This window comes from Pelagerythrobacter marensis (assembly GCF_036700095.1).
Classification (GTDB): Bacteria; Pseudomonadota; Alphaproteobacteria; order Sphingomonadales; family Sphingomonadaceae; genus Pelagerythrobacter; species Pelagerythrobacter marensis_A.
The window spans coordinates 660,755-675,814 of the sequence record NZ_CP144918.1 but is presented as its reverse complement, the minus strand read 5'-3'; the positions used below and the strand labels follow the sequence as shown (position 1 = coordinate 675,814).

General features: G+C 66.8%; 14 protein-coding genes. 8 read left to right on the top strand and 6 right to left on the bottom strand.

The window, feature by feature from the left end:
• Nucleotides 1-63: 63 nt before the first annotated feature.
• Together V5F89_RS03145 and V5F89_RS03140 are read right to left on the bottom strand one after the other, a co-directional pair.
• Entirely contained in the window at nucleotides 64-1,680 is a 1,617-nt protein-coding gene (locus V5F89_RS03145; RefSeq protein WP_338446804.1) for an FMN-binding glutamate synthase family protein, read from the bottom strand.
• Nucleotides 1,681-1,693: 13 nt separating this feature from the next.
• A complete protein-coding gene (locus V5F89_RS03140; protein WP_338446803.1) occupies nucleotides 1,694-2,392 on the bottom strand; it encodes a dienelactone hydrolase family protein in 699 nt (232 codons plus the stop codon).
• A gap of 111 nt (nucleotides 2,393-2,503) precedes the next feature.
• Here V5F89_RS03140 and V5F89_RS03135 point away from each other — a divergent pair, with 111 nt between their 5' ends.
• The 6 genes from V5F89_RS03135 to V5F89_RS03110 all read left to right on the top strand — a co-directional run bounded on the left by V5F89_RS03135 (nucleotide 2,504) and on the right by V5F89_RS03110 (nucleotide 8,367).
• A complete protein-coding gene (locus V5F89_RS03135) occupies nucleotides 2,504-2,758 on the top strand; it encodes a DUF6489 family protein (RefSeq protein ID WP_338446802.1) in 255 nt (84 codons plus the stop codon).
• An 11-nt stretch (nucleotides 2,759-2,769) separates the two neighbouring features.
• On the top strand, nucleotides 2,770-4,053 hold the full coding sequence (gene mnmE / locus V5F89_RS03130; RefSeq protein ID WP_338446801.1) for a tRNA uridine-5-carboxymethylaminomethyl(34) synthesis GTPase MnmE: 1,284 nt from the start codon (nucleotides 2,770-2,772) through the stop codon (nucleotides 4,051-4,053).
• A gap of 96 nt (nucleotides 4,054-4,149) precedes the next feature.
• The gene (gene mnmG / locus V5F89_RS03125; protein ID WP_338446800.1) at nucleotides 4,150-6,009 is read left to right on the top strand and encodes a tRNA uridine-5-carboxymethylaminomethyl(34) synthesis enzyme MnmG; all 1,860 of its coding nucleotides are present in this window, start codon (nucleotides 4,150-4,152) and stop codon (nucleotides 6,007-6,009) included.
• Complete coding sequence (gene rsmG, locus V5F89_RS03120; protein WP_338446799.1) at nucleotides 6,006-6,635, top strand: 16S rRNA (guanine(527)-N(7))-methyltransferase RsmG; 630 nt, start codon at nucleotides 6,006-6,008, stop codon at nucleotides 6,633-6,635. The genes mnmG and rsmG overlap by 4 nt, the downstream gene beginning before the upstream one ends.
• A complete protein-coding gene (locus tag V5F89_RS03115) occupies nucleotides 6,632-7,408 on the top strand; it encodes an AAA family ATPase (RefSeq protein ID WP_338446798.1) in 777 nt (258 codons plus the stop codon). The genes rsmG and V5F89_RS03115 overlap by 4 nt, the downstream gene beginning before the upstream one ends.
• Nucleotides 7,405-8,367, top strand: a complete 963-nt coding sequence (locus tag V5F89_RS03110) for a ParB/RepB/Spo0J family partition protein (RefSeq protein WP_338446797.1) — start codon at nucleotides 7,405-7,407, stop codon at nucleotides 8,365-8,367. Before V5F89_RS03115 ends, V5F89_RS03110 begins: the two co-directional genes overlap by 4 nt.
• Nucleotides 8,368-8,456: 89 nt before the next feature.
• Here V5F89_RS03110 and V5F89_RS03105 read toward each other — a convergent pair whose 3' ends face one another.
• Nucleotides 8,457-9,344 (bottom strand): hypothetical protein, encoded by an 888-nt coding sequence (locus V5F89_RS03105; RefSeq protein WP_338446796.1) that lies wholly within the window; start codon nucleotides 9,342-9,344, stop codon nucleotides 8,457-8,459.
• Between the two features lie 120 nt (nucleotides 9,345-9,464).
• Nucleotides 9,465-9,947 carry a GAF domain-containing protein gene (locus V5F89_RS03100; protein WP_338447501.1) on the bottom strand — a complete coding sequence of 161 codons (483 nt, stop codon included), beginning with the start codon at nucleotides 9,945-9,947 and terminating at the stop codon, nucleotides 9,465-9,467.
• A gap of 62 nt (nucleotides 9,948-10,009) precedes the next feature.
• On the opposite strand from V5F89_RS03100, the gene V5F89_RS03095 reads away from it, so the two are divergent.
• Nucleotides 10,010-11,467, top strand: a complete 1,458-nt coding sequence (locus V5F89_RS03095; protein WP_338446795.1) for a sorbosone dehydrogenase family protein — start codon at nucleotides 10,010-10,012, stop codon at nucleotides 11,465-11,467.
• 22 nt (nucleotides 11,468-11,489) lie between these two features.
• Here V5F89_RS03095 and V5F89_RS03090 read toward each other — a convergent pair whose 3' ends face one another.
• The gene (locus V5F89_RS03090; RefSeq protein ID WP_338446794.1) at nucleotides 11,490-12,317 is read right to left on the bottom strand and encodes a DUF815 domain-containing protein; all 828 of its coding nucleotides are present in this window, start codon (nucleotides 12,315-12,317) and stop codon (nucleotides 11,490-11,492) included.
• Nucleotides 12,317-14,056 (bottom strand): acyl-CoA dehydrogenase, encoded by a 1,740-nt coding sequence (locus V5F89_RS03085; RefSeq protein WP_338446793.1) that lies wholly within the window; start codon nucleotides 14,054-14,056, stop codon nucleotides 12,317-12,319. The genes V5F89_RS03090 and V5F89_RS03085 overlap by 1 nt, the downstream gene beginning before the upstream one ends.
• Nucleotides 14,057-14,102: 46 nt before the next feature.
• Between V5F89_RS03085 and V5F89_RS03080 the strand changes: the two genes are divergently transcribed.
• A complete protein-coding gene (locus V5F89_RS03080) occupies nucleotides 14,103-15,056 on the top strand; it encodes an L-threonylcarbamoyladenylate synthase (RefSeq protein WP_338446792.1) in 954 nt (317 codons plus the stop codon).
• Nucleotides 15,057-15,060 lie beyond the last annotated feature (4 nt).

Below are 15,060 nucleotides of genomic sequence, written 5' to 3'. Positions count from 1 at the left end.
AACAGCGCCGAACGGTGGCCGACTTTGTCGTGGAAGACGCTATCTGGCACTGCAGATGGGCGATCAGAGCGCTCGCTTGAAGCTGTCGGCCCGCGCGACCTGCCAATCGCGTGCGTACTGGGTGCTCGCGGGATCGGCCAGAAGCTGTCCCCGCCCCAGGAACCCGTAGATCTGGTCGATGCTGTCCGACCGCGCGCTGTTCTGCCGTTCCGAGATATTGCACGGTTCGATCTGCCACGGATTGTCGAGACCCATCGAGACCACGAGTTCGCGCAAGGCGTGCAGGGTGTGGCGGTGGAAACGCGCAACCCGCTCGGCCTTGTCTTCCACCACCAGCCCGCGCTGCCGGGTTGCATCCTGCGTCGTAATGCCCGTGGGGCAAGTGTCGTCGTGGCAGCGCATGGACTGCACGCACCCGAGCGCGAACATGAACGAACGCGCGGCGTTGCACCAGTCGGCGCCCAGGCCGAAACTCATGGCCATGCCGGCGCCCGAATGGATCTTGCCTGCCGCTGCGAGACGCACCTCGCCTTTCAGGTCGCAACCGATCAATGCGTTGCGCAGCAGAATCAGACCTTCGCGCAGGGGCATTCCAACACGGTTGGACATTTCCACGGGCGCAGCGCCGGTGCCGCCCTCGCCGCCGTCGACGACGATATAATCGAGCCGGATACCCGTTTCGCGCATTGCCTTCATCAAGGCGAACACTTCGTGCGGTTTTCCCACGCAAAGCTTGATCCCCACCGGCTTGCCTCCGGAGAGATCGCGCAGCTGGGCTGCCCATTCGAGAAGTTCCACCGGGGTGGAAAAGGTGGAGTGCGCCGCGGGCGAGACACAATCCTTTCCCGGCAATATGCCGCGCGCTTGCGCAATTTCGGCGGTCACTTTGGCCGCCGGCAGAACGCCGCCGTGACCCGGCTTGGCGCCCTGGCTCAGCTTGATCTCGACCATTTTCACCTGGTCGATCCGGGCATTGTCGGCGAAACGCGCGGGATCGAAGCGCCCTTCGCTGTCGCGGCATCCGAAATAGCCGCTGCCGATTTCCCACACCAGGTCGCCGCCATGCTCGCGGTGGTAGCGCGCGATGCCGCCTTCGCCGGTATCGTGGTAGAAGTCGCCCGCCGCCGCGCCCTTGTTGAGCGCGAGCACGGCGTTGGCCGAAAGCGATCCGAAGCTCATCGCCGATATGTTCAGTAGCGAGGCCGAATAGGGTTGCGCGCATTGCGAGCTGCCGACGTCTACCCGCCAGGAGGGGGGAGCCTGCTCGTTGGGAACGATCGAATGGGCCAGCCACTCGTATTCGTCGGAATAGACGTTGAGTTCGGTCCCGAAGGGATGCGAATCCAGCTCGCCCTTGGCGCGGGCGTAGACGAGCGCGCGTTCGTCGTGGTTGAACGGGCGCCCTTCCAGATCGCCTTCCGCCACATAGGCGCGGGCATAGGGGCGCAAGTCTTCCATGATCCAGCGCACGCGGGCTAGCAGCGGGTAATTCCGCCTGAGCGTGTGCTTGCGCTGGACGAAATCCCACGCCGCGAGCGCGAGGAGGGGGAGGGTGACGACGAGCCCCCAGCGCAAAGGCTCCCAGATCGCGAACAGAATCGACAGGAAGAGCAGCAGGATCGGGGCAGCGAAACGGCCCGCGATCTTGCCTGAGAATCGCCAGGGCGCGCGATTGATCATCCGCGGTGCCGCTTCAGCCGAGATGCCGGGCAAAGAAATCGGCCGTACGGGCATCGGCCAGTTCGGCCCCCTTTTCGTCGCGCCGCTTGCCGAACTCGGTTGCAAACCCGTGGTCGAGGCCGGGGTAGTCGTGCAGCGTCACTTTGGGATGATCGTCGAGCCCCTCGTGCATCGCGGCCTGGGTTTCGGCATCGACGAACCCGTCCTCGGTCGGGATATGCAGCATCAGCGGGCGGGCGATCGCGTGCTTTTCGCGCAGAAGGTTGTCGATGCCCACGGCATAATAGCCGACCGATGCGTCGATATCGGTGCGCGCCGCGGTCATATAGGCGAGACGGCCGCCGAGGCAGTAGCCGACCGCGCCCACTTTCTCCACGCCCTCGCTGCGGCGGATCCAGTGGATCGTCGCCTCGATGTCGCGGATGCCGGTGTCCTGGTCGAACTTGCCCATCAGGTCGAGGGCGCGCTTGAATTCGGGTTCGATGTCGGGGTCCAGCTCGACGCCGGGTTCGAGGCGCCAGAACAGATCGGGCGCGACCGCGAGATAGCCGTCTTCGGCCAGGCGATCGCACTTGCGCCGAATGCCGGCGTTCACGCCGAAGATCTCCTGAATCACCACGATCGCGGCGCGGGGTGTGCCATCGGGCCGCGCCACATAGGCGGAAAAGCTGCCGTCGTCCGAAAGCGTCTCGATAGTGGCGGTCTCGCTCATATCCCTTGTCCTTCCATCATTCGCGGTTGCGATTGCCCGCGCCGGGCTTAACGCTTGCGCGGGGTCAATGCCAAACCCAGTTTATCTCCCGACCCCAACGGAGGAAACGCGATGAAGGTCCATATCGAGATCGACTGCACACCCGAAGAAGCGCGGACCTTCATGGGCCTGCCCGACGTGGGCAAGGCGAACGACGTCTATGTCGACATGATCACCAAGGCGATGAAAGGGGTCAACAACCCCGACCAGTTGCAGGATTATGCCCGCCAGCTGGCCCCGATGGGGCAGATGGGGCTGAAAATGTTCCAGAGCTTCGTCGAAGGCGCATCGAAGGCGGAAAAGAAGCCCGAAGGCGGCAAGGAATAAGGTCGGCACACTTGTCCGGCGAGACGATTTTCGCGCTCTCGAGCGGCGCGCCACCGGCCGCGATCGCAGTCGTCCGTGTCAGCGGACCGGGAGCGGGCGATGCGCTGCGCGCTCTGGCGGGCGAGCGCTTGCCGCCTGCACGCCGAGCCTGCGCGCGCACTCTTCGCGCCGCCGACGGGAGCGAACTCGACCGCGCACTGGTGCTCTGGCTGCCCGGGCCTGCGACGGCCACGGGCGAGGATGTTGCCGAATTCCATCTCCACGGCGGCCGTGCGGTTGTCGGCGCGGTTCAGCGGGCGTTGGCTCTGTGTCCGGGCCTTCGTCCGGCCGCTGCCGGCGAGTTCACCCGCCGCGCCTTTGCCAACGGGCGAATCGACCTCGCCGAAGCCGAGGGCCTGGCGGAGCTGCTGGAATCCGAAACCGAGCTGCAACGACGCGCGGCCATGGCCCTTGCCGGGGGAGCGCTGTCGAACAAGGCGGACGAATGGCGCGATCGGGTGCTGGCGTTGTCCGCCGAAGTCGAGGCGGTGCTCGACTTTTCGGACGAGGAAGACGCGGCGGAGCTGCCTTCGTCTTTCTTCGGCAGGGCGCGGAGCCTGGCCGGGGAGCTGGCTGCCTGGCTCGACCGCCCGCGTGCGAAGCTCCTGCGCGAAGGCTACAGAGTTGTCCTCGCGGGGCCGCCCAATGCAGGAAAATCTACACTTTTCAATGCATTGGTGGAGAATGAGGCGGCGATCACCTCGCCGGTGGCGGGGACGACACGCGATATCATAGAACGATCGGTGGCGATTGCGGGGGTGCCCTTCACGTTTGTCGATACCGCCGGGCTGCGCAAGGCCGGCGGCGACGCGATCGAGGCAATCGGCATTGCGCGGGCCGAGGCCCAGCTTGCCCGTGCCGACCTGGTGCTCTGGCTCGGCGAAGAGGGGCGGGGGCCGGGCGGGGCCTGGGAGATCGATGCCAAGGCCGACGATCCGGCGCGCGAGGCCAAGCGCGGCGACGCGATTGCCGTTTCGGCGCAGACCGGGTGGAACCTCGACCTTTTGCGCGAGCGACTGATCGCTCATGCGCGCGCGGCAATGCCGGCTCCGGGCGAAGTTGCCTTGACCGAACGGCAGGCCGGGTTGCTGGGCGAGGCCCGCGCGGCGTTGGAAGGTATCGGCAAGGATCTCGATCCGCTGATTGTCGCGGAGCATCTGCGGCTGGCACGAAGCGCGTTCGATCGGCTCATCGGGAGGGCTTCGACCGAGGACATGCTCGATGCGCTGTTCGGCCGGTTCTGCATCGGGAAGTAGCGTTTCACGTGGAACGTAGCGGCGGCGCGCAATTGGGACGTTCCACGTGAAACACATTCTTTGACCGGGCCGAATCGATCGCCTATCTGCGCACCTATGCACTCCCACGATATCCTGGTAGTCGGCGGCGGCCACGCCGGTGTGGAGGCGGCGAGCGTCGCCGCCCGCATGGGCGCGCGTGTTGGGCTGGTGACGTTCGACCCTGACGGCATCGGCGCAATGAGTTGCAACCCGGCGATTGGGGGGCTGGGCAAGGGCCATCTGGTGCGGGAAGTCGACGCCTTCGACGGCGTGATCGGGCGGGCGGCCGATGCGGCGGCGATCCACTATCGTATGCTCAACCTGTCGAAAGGGAGCGCAGTTTGGGGCCCGCGCGTACAGGCGGATCGCAAGTTGTTTCGCGCCGCAGTGCAGAGCATGGTTCGCGACCAGCCCGGGCTCGATGTGATTTCCGGCGAAGCCGTCGCCTTGACGGTCCGCAGCGGGCGCGTTGCGGGGATCGAGCTGGGCGATGGCAGTCGGCTGGCCGCGCCCGCCGTCATCCTTTGCACCGGGACGTTCCTGGGAGGACGTCTGTTCCGGGGGGAAGAGCGTTTCGAGGGCGGACGGATCGGCGAGAATGCCGCCCACCGCCTGGCCGGGCAGTTGCGCGAGACGGCGCTGCCCATGGCGCGCCTCAAGACCGGGACACCGCCCCGGCTCGATGGGCGCACGATCGACTGGGCCCGGCTTCCCGAGCAGCCATCGGATGGAGCCGACTGGACGATGTCGCCGCTGACGCCGGGGCGCCGCAATCCGCAGGTCTTCTGCGCGATCACCCGCACCAATGCCCGCAGTCACGATATCATCCGCAGCGGCCTCGACCGATCGCCGCTTTTCAGCGGTGCGATCGATGCGCAGGGGCCGCGCTATTGCCCATCGATCGAGGACAAGATCCATCGCTTCGGCGACCGGGAGGGGCACCAGGTCTTTCTCGAGCCCGAGGGTCTCGATACGAACCTTGTCTATCCGAACGGTATCAGCACTTCGCTGCCGGTGGACGTTCAGCTCGCGATGCTGCGTAGCATGGAGGGGTTGGGCGAGGTCGAGATGGTCGTTCCGGGCTATGCCGTCGAGTACGATCACGTCGATCCGCGCTCGCTAACGCCGCGACTGGAATTGCGCAATCTCGCCGGGCTCTATTGCGCCGGCCAGATCAACGGAACGACCGGATACGAGGAAGCCGCGGCGCAGGGGCTTGTCGCCGGCATGTATGCAGCGGCGGATGTTCTCGGCCGCGATCCGGCGCCCCTCGATCGGGCCAACTCCTATATTGCGGTGATGGTCGACGATCTGACGCTGCAGGGCGTCAGCGAACCCTACCGCATGTTGACGTCCAGGGCAGAGTACCGACTGCGCCTGCGCGCGAACAATGCGTCGACGCGCCTGACGCCGGCGGCGATCGCGACCGGTTGTGTCGGACGGGAGCGACGCGAGTGGTTTGCGCAGCGCGAGGAACGTCGTAGCGCCTGGGCTGCCGAGTTCGAGCGCGAGATCGCCGCCAGCGACCTGGCGGCCGCTGGCCGTCCGATCCGGCGAGACGCAGGCAGCAACACGATCGAGGTCTGGCTCCGCTACAACGGGATCGAGCTGGAGGCGCTCTCTCCATGGCTGCGCGACGGCTTCGAAGCGGACGAGGACGTGGCGCAGGAAATGGTCGAGGATGCCGTCTACGCGCCCTACCTTGAGCGACAGGAAGCCGAACTGCGCGACTTGCGTGCCAGCGAGGGCGTTCGCCTCGGTTTCGACTTCCCCTTCGCCGAAGTCCCGGGCCTGTCCAACGAAATGATCGAGCGCCTTACCGCCGCACGGCCGGATACTCTGGCCGCCGCAGGGCGGGTGCCGGGTGTAACGCCGGCGGCACTTTCCGCACTGCTCGTGCACGCACGGCGCCATCACCGGCAGCAGGCCGCGTGATCGGCGGCGAAGCGGAAGCACGGGCGTTCGTCTCCGCGCGGTGCGACGCTGCGGCGCTCGAGCGAATCGAGCGATTCATTGCGGCCTTGCGCGAGGAGAACACTCGGCAGAACCTCGTCGCACGGGCGACGCTCGACACCGTCTGGCAGCGGCACATCGCCGATTCGGCGCAGTTGCTCGACCATGTTTCACGTGGAACAAAGCCCTGGCTGGATCTGGGGAGCGGGGCGGGGTTGCCGGGCCTGATAGTGGCGGCGATGCGGCCCGACTGGCCGATCGTTCTGGTGGAGTCCCGGCGAAAGCGGATCGAATGGCTGGAGCGCATGGTGGACGCGCTTTCGCTTGCGCATTGCCGCGTTGAAGGTGCTCGCCTGGAAAGCATCGACACCTTCACGGCGGCCGTGATCTCGGCCCGCGCCTTCGCACCGCTCGAACGTATCATCAGGTTGTCCGCGCGATTTTCCACAGGCAACACGATATGGCTGTTGCCCAAGGGGCAGTCGGCAGCGCAAGAATTGCAGGACCTGCCGAAGCGGCAGAGGGCGCTGTTTCACGTGGAACAGTCGCAAACCGACCCGGGGTCGGGCATTATCGTCGGCCGCTTGGCCGGGAAGGCGGGGTCATGATCACCATCGCGATTGCAAACCAGAAGGGCGGGGTCGGCAAGACGACGACCGCGATCAACATTGCCACGGCCATGGCCGCTACCGGGTGGCGTACGCTGCTGGTCGACCTCGATCCCCAGGGCAATGCCTCGACGGGAATGGGCGTGGCGGCCGCGGATCGCGAGGGATCGAGCTACGATATTCTCGTCGACCAGGTACCGCTCGCCGAATGCGTTCACGAAACCACGATCCCCGGCCTCGATATCGTACCGGCCACGGTCGACCTCAGCGGGGCCGAAGTCGAGCTGGTCTCGGTCGAAGATCGCACGGCGCGCCTGCGGTCGGCGCTGGAGCATCATCGGGGTCACGAAATCTGTTTCATCGATTGCCCGCCGTCGCTCGGCCTCCTGACGCTCAATGCGCTTGGGGCGGCTGACACCCTGCTAGTGCCGCTTCAGTGCGAGTTCTTTGCGCTGGAAGGCCTGAGCCAGCTGTTGCAAACGGTCGAGCGGGTGCAGCAACGGTTCAATCCCGATCTGGGCATCGTGGGCGTCGTTCTGACGATGTTTGACCGTCGCAACCGCCTTACCGACCAGGTCGCCGACGACGTGCGCGACTGCCTCGGAAATCTGGTGTTCGAAGCGGTTATACCGCGCAATGTGCGTCTCTCCGAAGCGCCCAGCCATGGCTTGCCGGCGCTCGTCTACGATCACGCATGCGCCGGCAGCCGGGCCTATATCGCCCTCGCGCGCGAATTGATCGGCCGCCTGCCCGAAAGGAGGAAGGCGGCATGAGCAATCCCGCAGGCCCGATTCGTATTTCCGCGCCCGCGCGCAATCCCGCAGATCGGAAGAAGAAGCTCGGCCGCGGGCTCGGCGCCTTGCTGGGCGAAACCCAGCGCGAAGAGCCGCTGACGCGTGGCGGAACCGAGGGCGGCGACGATGCTTATGCCGCGCGCGGCGGCCTTGCCTCGATAGCGACTTCGGCCATCGAACCGTTGCCGGGGCAGCCCCGCCGTCGTTTTGACGAAGATGCGCTTGAAGAACTGGCCGCCTCGATCGCGCAGCGCGGCGTGATCCAGCCGGTGATCGTGAGGCCTCTTGCGGGCGGACGTTATCAGCTGGTTGCCGGAGAGCGTCGCTGGCGCGCGGCGCAGAAGGCAAAAGTGCACGAGATTCCGGCGATCGTGCGCGAACTCGACGAAACCGAGGTCATGGCGCTCGCGCTGATCGAGAACATCCAGCGCGAGGATCTCAATCCTGTCGAAGAGGCGCGAGCCTATCATGGGCTTTCCGAGCGGCAGGGGATGACACAGGCAGAGATTGCCCGGCTGGTCGACAAGTCGCGCAGCCACGTTGCCAATCTGCAGCGCTTGCTCAGCCTGCCCGAGGAAGTGCTCGACCTGGTCGAGGACGGGGACCTCTCGATGGGGCACGCGCGTGCCCTGATCGGCCACGAATCGGCGATCGAGCTGGCCAGACGCGCGGCGGAGCGGAAACTGTCGGTGCGCGAGGTGGAAAAGCTGGCGGCAGGTTCGCTTTCGCCCGAGCAGAGGCGCAAACCGCGCAGCTCGCGCGACCCGGCCAAGGATGCCGATATCGCTGCGGTGCAAAGGCATCTCGAGGAATTTCTCGGCCTGAGCGTCAAGATCAAAACCGATGCCGACCCGCGATCGGGCGCCGTGACGATCCGCTACCGCACGCTCGACCAGCTCGATCTGATCTGCCAGCGGCTTACCGGCGGCGACATCTAGCAGACCAGTAAGTCGTTGAAAAAAGGGGCGACGGCTGGATAATCGGCCGTCGCCCCAAACGCCGTCTCGGCAGCGTAGCGGATCTCGGGCTAGCGGCCCTTGACATATTTGATGCGCTTGTCGCCCGCGGGTGCGGTTCGGTGAACACGCCGCTTCTTGGGGCGGAGAGCAGGTTCCGCATCGACCCATTCCTCCGTCACATATTCGCGCACGATCGCCCGCTGGGGGACCGCCACGAGGACCGGCATGTACGCCATGGCCGGCGCGCAGGCGCAGGCACTGCCATAGTAGGCGGCGGGTTGGGCGTAACCATAGGGGGCCGGGTGCGGGTAGGCGGGGGCAGGAGCGTAGGCCTGCCGGTGGCGGTCGAGCCAGTTTTCGCAGTACTCGGCCGCTTCGTCGCGATCTGCCGCGGCGTTGATGGCGCTGCCGATCGCAAGCCCGGCCAGGCCGCCGACGCCGGCGCCGATCAGCGTTCCGGCCAACCGCTCGCCATCGGCGACCCGATTGCCGATCAGCCCGCCGGTCGCGGCCCCGAGCAATCCGCCGACGACACCGCCGTCCCGCCGTCCGCTCTGCGCGCGATAGCGGGCGCGACAGTCCTCGAGCCAGGCCTCGCGGTCGAAGGCGCCGTAGCGGTGCGGCGCCGGCCGGTGAGCGACAGGCGGCGGAGGCGCAGCCTCGGCATAGCGGTTGCGATCGTGGGCGTCTTCGTACTCATACTCGTATTCGTATTCTTCGGGATCGTACGGGTAATTCCGATCGTCTTCGACGTAGGGTGCCGCCTTGCGATGAACTTCCGCCGGTTCCGCCGGGTTGGGCAAGGGCTGGATGACCGGATCGCGCCGATAGACGATCTCGCCCTGCGGTTCGGGATATGCGTATTCATACGTCATTTCAGGCTCTGCGGAGGCCGGAAGAGCCGTCGAAAGCGCACCCGCGGCAGCGCTCAGGAAGATCACATGGCGGGCAGTCATGGTCGATTCCCCTTGCTCGTTAGGCCGGGTCTACTCCCGGACTTAACGGAAAATCTACCATTGCAACGCGCCAAAGCCCACGCGCACGCGCGGATTGTCCCGTTTCGGGGCGGACTCGGGTTAGATGCGGTTAATCAGAAGCTGTGCAAGCCGGCCGACGCCGGCGGCGTCCGCATCGTCGAAACGCGCAGGGGTGGGGCTGTCCAGGTCTATCACGCCGATCGTCGTGCCGTTGCGGAGCAGCGGAACGACCAGCTCCGACCGGCTGGCGGCGTCGCAGGCGATATGGCCGGGGAATGCGTGGACATCCTCCACCAGCTGCGTTTCCCCCGATTGCGCGGCCGTGCCACAGACACCACGCCCGACCGGGATGCGGATGCAGGCGGGGCGCCCCATAAAGGGGCCCAGAACGAGTTCGCCGTCGATCATCCGGTAGAAGCCGGCCCAGTTGAGATCGGGAAGGAATTCCCACATCAACGCGGCGACATTGGCCATATTGGCGATCCCGTCGCGCTCGTCCGCAGTCAGGGCATCGGCTGCGGCGTGCAGCTGGCGATAGAGTTCGTCCTTGGACAACCCGGGATCGGCAGAGAAATCGTACATCCCCGCCATCTAGGCTCTCGGGGCATTGCCGCAAGGCCCTGCAGCGCGTAAATCGGGTTCCCATGAGCACCAAGCGCAAGATCCTGATCTGGATCCTCGTCCTCCTCCTGGCCCTGATTTTCGCTGCGGTGTGGTTGCTGCAAGGGGACGAGGCGGAGCTTGCGGTGGAAGAGGTGACGGGGACGGACCCGGTCCTGGCCGAACCGGAGTCCGAGATGGTGCCGACCGTTCGCATTGCCGAACCTGTCGGCTGGAACGATGGCGAGGCCCCGCACGCTGCAGAAGGCCTGGCGGTCAACCGCTTCGCCGAGGGGCTGGAACATCCGCGCGTCATTCATACTCTGCCCAATGGCGATGTGCTGGTCACCCTGACCCGGGCGCCGGCAAAAGAGGAAGCGGGCGGCTTCGTGGACTGGGTCGCCGGGCTGCTGATGTCGCGCGCCGGCGCTCGCGGCGAATCGCCGAACCAGCTTGTCCTGCTGCGCGACGGCGACGGCGACGGTGCGGCGGAACAGCGTTTCGTGCTGACCGATTCGCTCGATTCGCCATCGGGCATCGCCTGGGCGGAAGACACGCTCTACATCGCCAATCACGACGCTCTGCTCTCCGTCCCCTACGAGCTGGGGTCGACGCGGATCACTGCCGAGCCGCATCAGCTCATGGCGCTGCCAGCGGGGGGCAATCACTGGATGCGCAATATCGTCCTCGATCCCGAGGGGGAGCATGTCTACGTGGCGGTCGGATCGGCTTCGAATATCGCGGAGAAGGGAATGGAGGCCGAGGAAGGCCGCGCCGCGATCTGGGAATACGATCTGGTCGAAGATCGCCAGCGCCTGTTTGCCACCGGCCTGCGCAACCCCAACGGGCTCGACTGGAATCCGTGGAGCGGCGAGCTGTGGACGACCGTCAACGAGCGCGACATGCTGGGTTCGGACCTCGTGCCCGACTACCTCACCAATGTCCCGATCGGGGCGCAATACGGCTGGCCCTGGATATACTGGAAGGACAATTTCGACCGGCGCGTAACCGCGCCGATGCCGAATTTCCTGGTCGAATACACTCGCCGTCCCGAATATGCCCTGGGGCCGCATGTGGCCGCACTGGGCCTGGTGTTCAGCAAGGAAGGGGCCCGGATGGGGCCGCGTTTCGGCCACGGCGCCTTTATCGCGCGCCACGGATCGTGGAACCGCATTCCGGCCGCAGGTTACGACGTGGTCTATGTCGCTTTCGACGAACGCGGCAATCCCCTGGGCAAACCGGTGCCGGTGCTGACCGACTTCCTTACCGGCGAGGGAACGACGCGCGGGCGCCCGACCTGGGTCGACTGGGCCGGCGACGGCGCCTTGCTGGTCAGCGACGACACCGGCGGAATCATCTGGCGGGTGGTCTCCCCCGGAGCGGAACCGGCCCCGCCGATCGAGCGGATCAAGGGGACTTCGCTGCCGCCCCAGCGCGAACTGAGCGGCAATGCCAGCGCGACTTTCAGCGACGATTACGCGCGCGAAACCGTTCAGCCGTAAGGCGTTTCGGCACGGCGGCGCGCTACAGCGCCCGGCCGGCGCGCCCGGCCAGTTCCACGACATACTGCCAGGCAGTGCGCCCCGAACGCGCGCCGCGGCGGCGCGACCATTCCAGCGCGTCGCGCTCGTCCCAGGCGAGACCATACTCGTCGGCGTAGCCCGCGACGATCGCGAGATAGTCTTCCTGTCCGCAGTTGTGGAAGCCGAGCGCGAGGCCGAAGCGATCCGCCAGCGCCAGCTTGTCGTCCACCGCATCGCGCGGGTTGATCGGATCGTCCTGCTCGCTCGCCTGGCGTGCGACGATCGCGCGACGGTTGGACGTCACGGCCAGCCGCACATTGGCGGGGCGGGCCTCGACCCCGCCCTCAAGCCACGAGCGCAAGTGACGCGGGCCGACCGAATCGTCGTCGGAAAACCCCAGATCGTCGATGAAGACCAGGAAAGCGCGCCGAACACGGGCCAGCTCGGCGAACAGGCGCGGCAATGTGTCGAGCGCGTCGGTGCCGGCCTGAACCAGAGCGAGTGCGTCGCCGGCCTCCTTCTGCGCCGCGGCAACCGCCGCGCGCACCAGCGCCGATTTTCCCATGCCCCGGGCGCCCCACAGCAGCATGTCGTGGGCCGCATAACCCCGGGCGAGGCGCGAGACATTGGCGGCAACCGCATCGCGCTGGGCGTCCACCCCGCGCAAGAGGTCGAGCCGCACGGACGCGAAAGTCTCGATCGCCCGCCCGGTCGCACCGTCCCAGACATAGGCCGGTGCTGTCCGCCAGTCGACATCGACGGGGGGAGGCCCCGCGATACGCTCCAGCGCGTCGGCTATACGGGCCAGCGGATCGCCCTGATCGGCCATCAGCGGGCGAACTGTGCGCTGTCGAGCGCGTAGAGACCGTCCGCCCCGGCCGCTGCCGACGCCTTGAGGCCGGCAGCCTCGGGCACGATGCGATCGAGGAAGAAGCGCACGGTGGCGCGCTTGGCATCGGCCAGACCGGCGAACTCGCCCGCGTCGATCGCACGCAGCTGGCGCAGCAGCTGCCATCCGGCGACGGCGACCGCGCTCATGGTGCAGAACGGCACGCTGCCGGCGAGGCGATCGTCCAGACTGGCGTCGTCGCGCATCCACTCGCCGACGGTCCGGCAGGCGCCGGCGAGTTGGGCAAGACCGTCTTCTCCGCCCGCGTCGCGGACGATCTCGTCCATCAGTCCGGCAAACGTGGCGCCGTTTTCCAGCCCGAGCTTGCGCGTGACGAGGTCGGCGGCCTGGATGCCGTTGGTCCCTTCGTAGATCGGGGCGATCCGCGCGTCGCGATAGAGCTGCGCTGCGCCGGTCTCCTCGATAAAGCCCATGCCGCCGTGGACCTGGATCCCCAGGCTGGCGACCTCGACCCCGGCATCGGTTCCCCAGGCCTTGATCAGGGGAACGAGAACTTCGGCCCTGCGCGCCGCCGCCTCGTCGCCCAGCGTGCCCCGGTCGACCTGACCCGCGGTGTAGTAGAGCAGGGCGCGCATCCCCTCCGTCAGGGCCTTCATCCGCAGGAGCATCCGGCGCACGTCAGGGTGCTCGATAATGGGCACGGGGGTCTTGTCCGCGGCGCCGGCGCGCGCCGACTGGATGCGTTCGCGGGCATAGGCGACAGCCGCCTGCGTGGCGCGCTCGCCGATCTGCACGCCCTGGCTGCCGACATTGATGCGGGCGTTGTTCATCATCGTGAACATCGCCATGAGACCGCGATTCTCCGCTCCCACCAGCTCGCCGATACACGCATCGTTATCGCCATAGCTCATCACGCAGGTGGGCGAGGCATGGATGCCGAGCTTGTGCTCCAGGCTGACGCAACGCAGGTCGTTGCGCGCGCCCAGCGTGCCATCCTCGCCGACGTGATACTTGGGCACGAGAAACAGCGAGATGCCCCGGCTTCCCTCGGGCGCATCGGGCAGGCGCGCCAGCACGAGATGGACGATATTCTCGGCCAACTCGTGCTCGCCCCAGGTAATGAAGATCTTCTGACCCGCTATGCGATACTTGCCGGCGTGCTCGCCGTCCTCGATCGGCGTGGCGGTGGTGCGCAGCGCGCCGAGGTCGCTACCCGCTTGCGGTTCGGTCAGGTTCATCGTGCCCGACCATTCGCCGCTGATGAGTTTCGGCAGGTACTTTGCCTTCTGCGCCTCGCTGCCGTGATGTTCGAGCGCTTCGGTCGCGCCGACGGAGAGCATCGGCAGCAGGCTGAAGGCCATGTTGGCGGTACCGAGGTTCTCCAGCACGTTGCAAGCGAGGGTGAAGGGAAGCCCCTGGCCGCCGAAAGCGGTCGGGCCTGCGATCGCATTCCACCCCTGCTCGACATAGTGGCGATAGGCCTCGGCAAAACCTTCGGGCGACCGCACCTCCCCGATCTCCAGCTTTGCCCCCGTTTCGTCCCCGGAACGGTTGAGCGGAGCCCATTCGCCGGCCGCGAACTGACCAATCCCCTCGACGATCGCCTCGACCATATCGGGCTCCGCCGCGGCAAAGCGCTCGGACGCAGCGAGTTCCGCGATGCCGGCATTGACGCGGATCGCGAGCAGTTGATCCTGGGTTGCGGCGGTATAAGTCACAGGCATTCCTCTTGGCTTTGCGCAGCGTCAGATATAGCGCGCGGGCATGAGCGGCAAATACGCTACGGAAACCGCACCAGCAAACCGGGCCGGGATCGCCCGTGCCGCGGCGATACTGCGCGCGGGCGGGCTGGTCGCGGTTCCGACCGAAACGGTTTACGGCCTTGCCGCGCGCGCCGACAGCGCTCGGGCCGTTGCTCGCATTTATGAGGCCAAGGGCCGCCCCGATTTCAACCCGCTGATCGTCCATGTGTATGACGCAGGCGAAGCTGCGCGCTATGCCGAGCTGACCGGCATGGCGGCGCAGGTGGCCGAGACCTGGTGGCCCGGGCCGCTGACCCTGGTTCTTCCCCGCCGTGCCGACGCGGGCCTTGCGCCGGCCGTGAGCGCCGGCCTGCCCACACTGGCCCTGCGCGTGCCGGCCCATCCGACGATGCGCGCGTTGCTCGCCCAATGCGATTTTCCCCTTGCCGCGCCGTCCGCCAACCGAAGCGGGTTCATCTCGCCGACCACTGCGGCACACGTGCTCGCCTCGCTCGACGGAAAAGTCGACCTCGTGCTCGACGCGGGACCTTGCGAGGCCGGCGTGGAATCGACGATCCTGGCGATCCGGGATGACGATAGCTGGGAGGAATTGCGCCCGGGACCGATCGATCTCGCCGCCCTGCGCGATCTGCCGGCTGCCGGGACGGGGGAAGACGACCGCGGGGGCGGGCGGATCGAGGCGCCCGGCCAGCTCGCCAGCCACTACGCCCCGGGCAAGCCGGTCCGGCTGAACTGTCTGGAGCCGGCGCCCGACGAATTCGCAATCGGATTCGGACCGTTTCCCGGAGACGTCAGCTTGTCCGCCACAGGCGATCTGGCGGAGGCGGCAGCGCGCCTCTATTCCTGCCTTCACCAGGCGGCGCGATCGAACAAACCGCGCATAGCGGTCGCCCCGGTGCCCAGCGAAGGGATCGGTATCGCGATCAACGACCGGTTGCGCCGCGCGGCCGCCTGATTCC

What these genes read in the sequence shown, in the direction of transcription:
- V5F89_RS03145 (WP_338446804.1), bottom strand. Translation starts at nt 1,680, where the DNA reads ATGATCAATCGCGCGCCCTGGCGATTCTCAGGCAAGATCGCGGGCCGT.
- V5F89_RS03140 (WP_338446803.1), bottom strand. Translation starts at nt 2,392, where the DNA reads ATGAGCGAGACCGCCACTATCGAGACGCTTTCGGACGACGGCAGCTTT.
- V5F89_RS03135 (WP_338446802.1), top strand. Translation starts at nt 2,504, where the DNA reads ATGAAGGTCCATATCGAGATCGACTGCACACCCGAAGAAGCGCGGACC.
- mnmG (WP_338446800.1), top strand. Translation starts at nt 4,150, where the DNA reads ATGCACTCCCACGATATCCTGGTAGTCGGCGGCGGCCACGCCGGTGTG.
- V5F89_RS03115 (WP_338446798.1), top strand. Translation starts at nt 6,632, where the DNA reads ATGATCACCATCGCGATTGCAAACCAGAAGGGCGGGGTCGGCAAGACG.
- V5F89_RS03110 (WP_338446797.1), top strand. Translation starts at nt 7,405, where the DNA reads ATGAGCAATCCCGCAGGCCCGATTCGTATTTCCGCGCCCGCGCGCAAT.
- V5F89_RS03105 (WP_338446796.1), bottom strand. Translation starts at nt 9,344, where the DNA reads ATGACTGCCCGCCATGTGATCTTCCTGAGCGCTGCCGCGGGTGCGCTT.
- V5F89_RS03100 (WP_338447501.1), bottom strand. Translation starts at nt 9,947, where the DNA reads ATGTACGATTTCTCTGCCGATCCCGGGTTGTCCAAGGACGAACTCTAT.
- V5F89_RS03095 (WP_338446795.1), top strand. Translation starts at nt 10,010, where the DNA reads ATGAGCACCAAGCGCAAGATCCTGATCTGGATCCTCGTCCTCCTCCTG.
- V5F89_RS03090 (WP_338446794.1), bottom strand. Translation starts at nt 12,317, where the DNA reads ATGGCCGATCAGGGCGATCCGCTGGCCCGTATAGCCGACGCGCTGGAG.
- V5F89_RS03080 (WP_338446792.1), top strand. Translation starts at nt 14,103, where the DNA reads ATGAGCGGCAAATACGCTACGGAAACCGCACCAGCAAACCGGGCCGGG.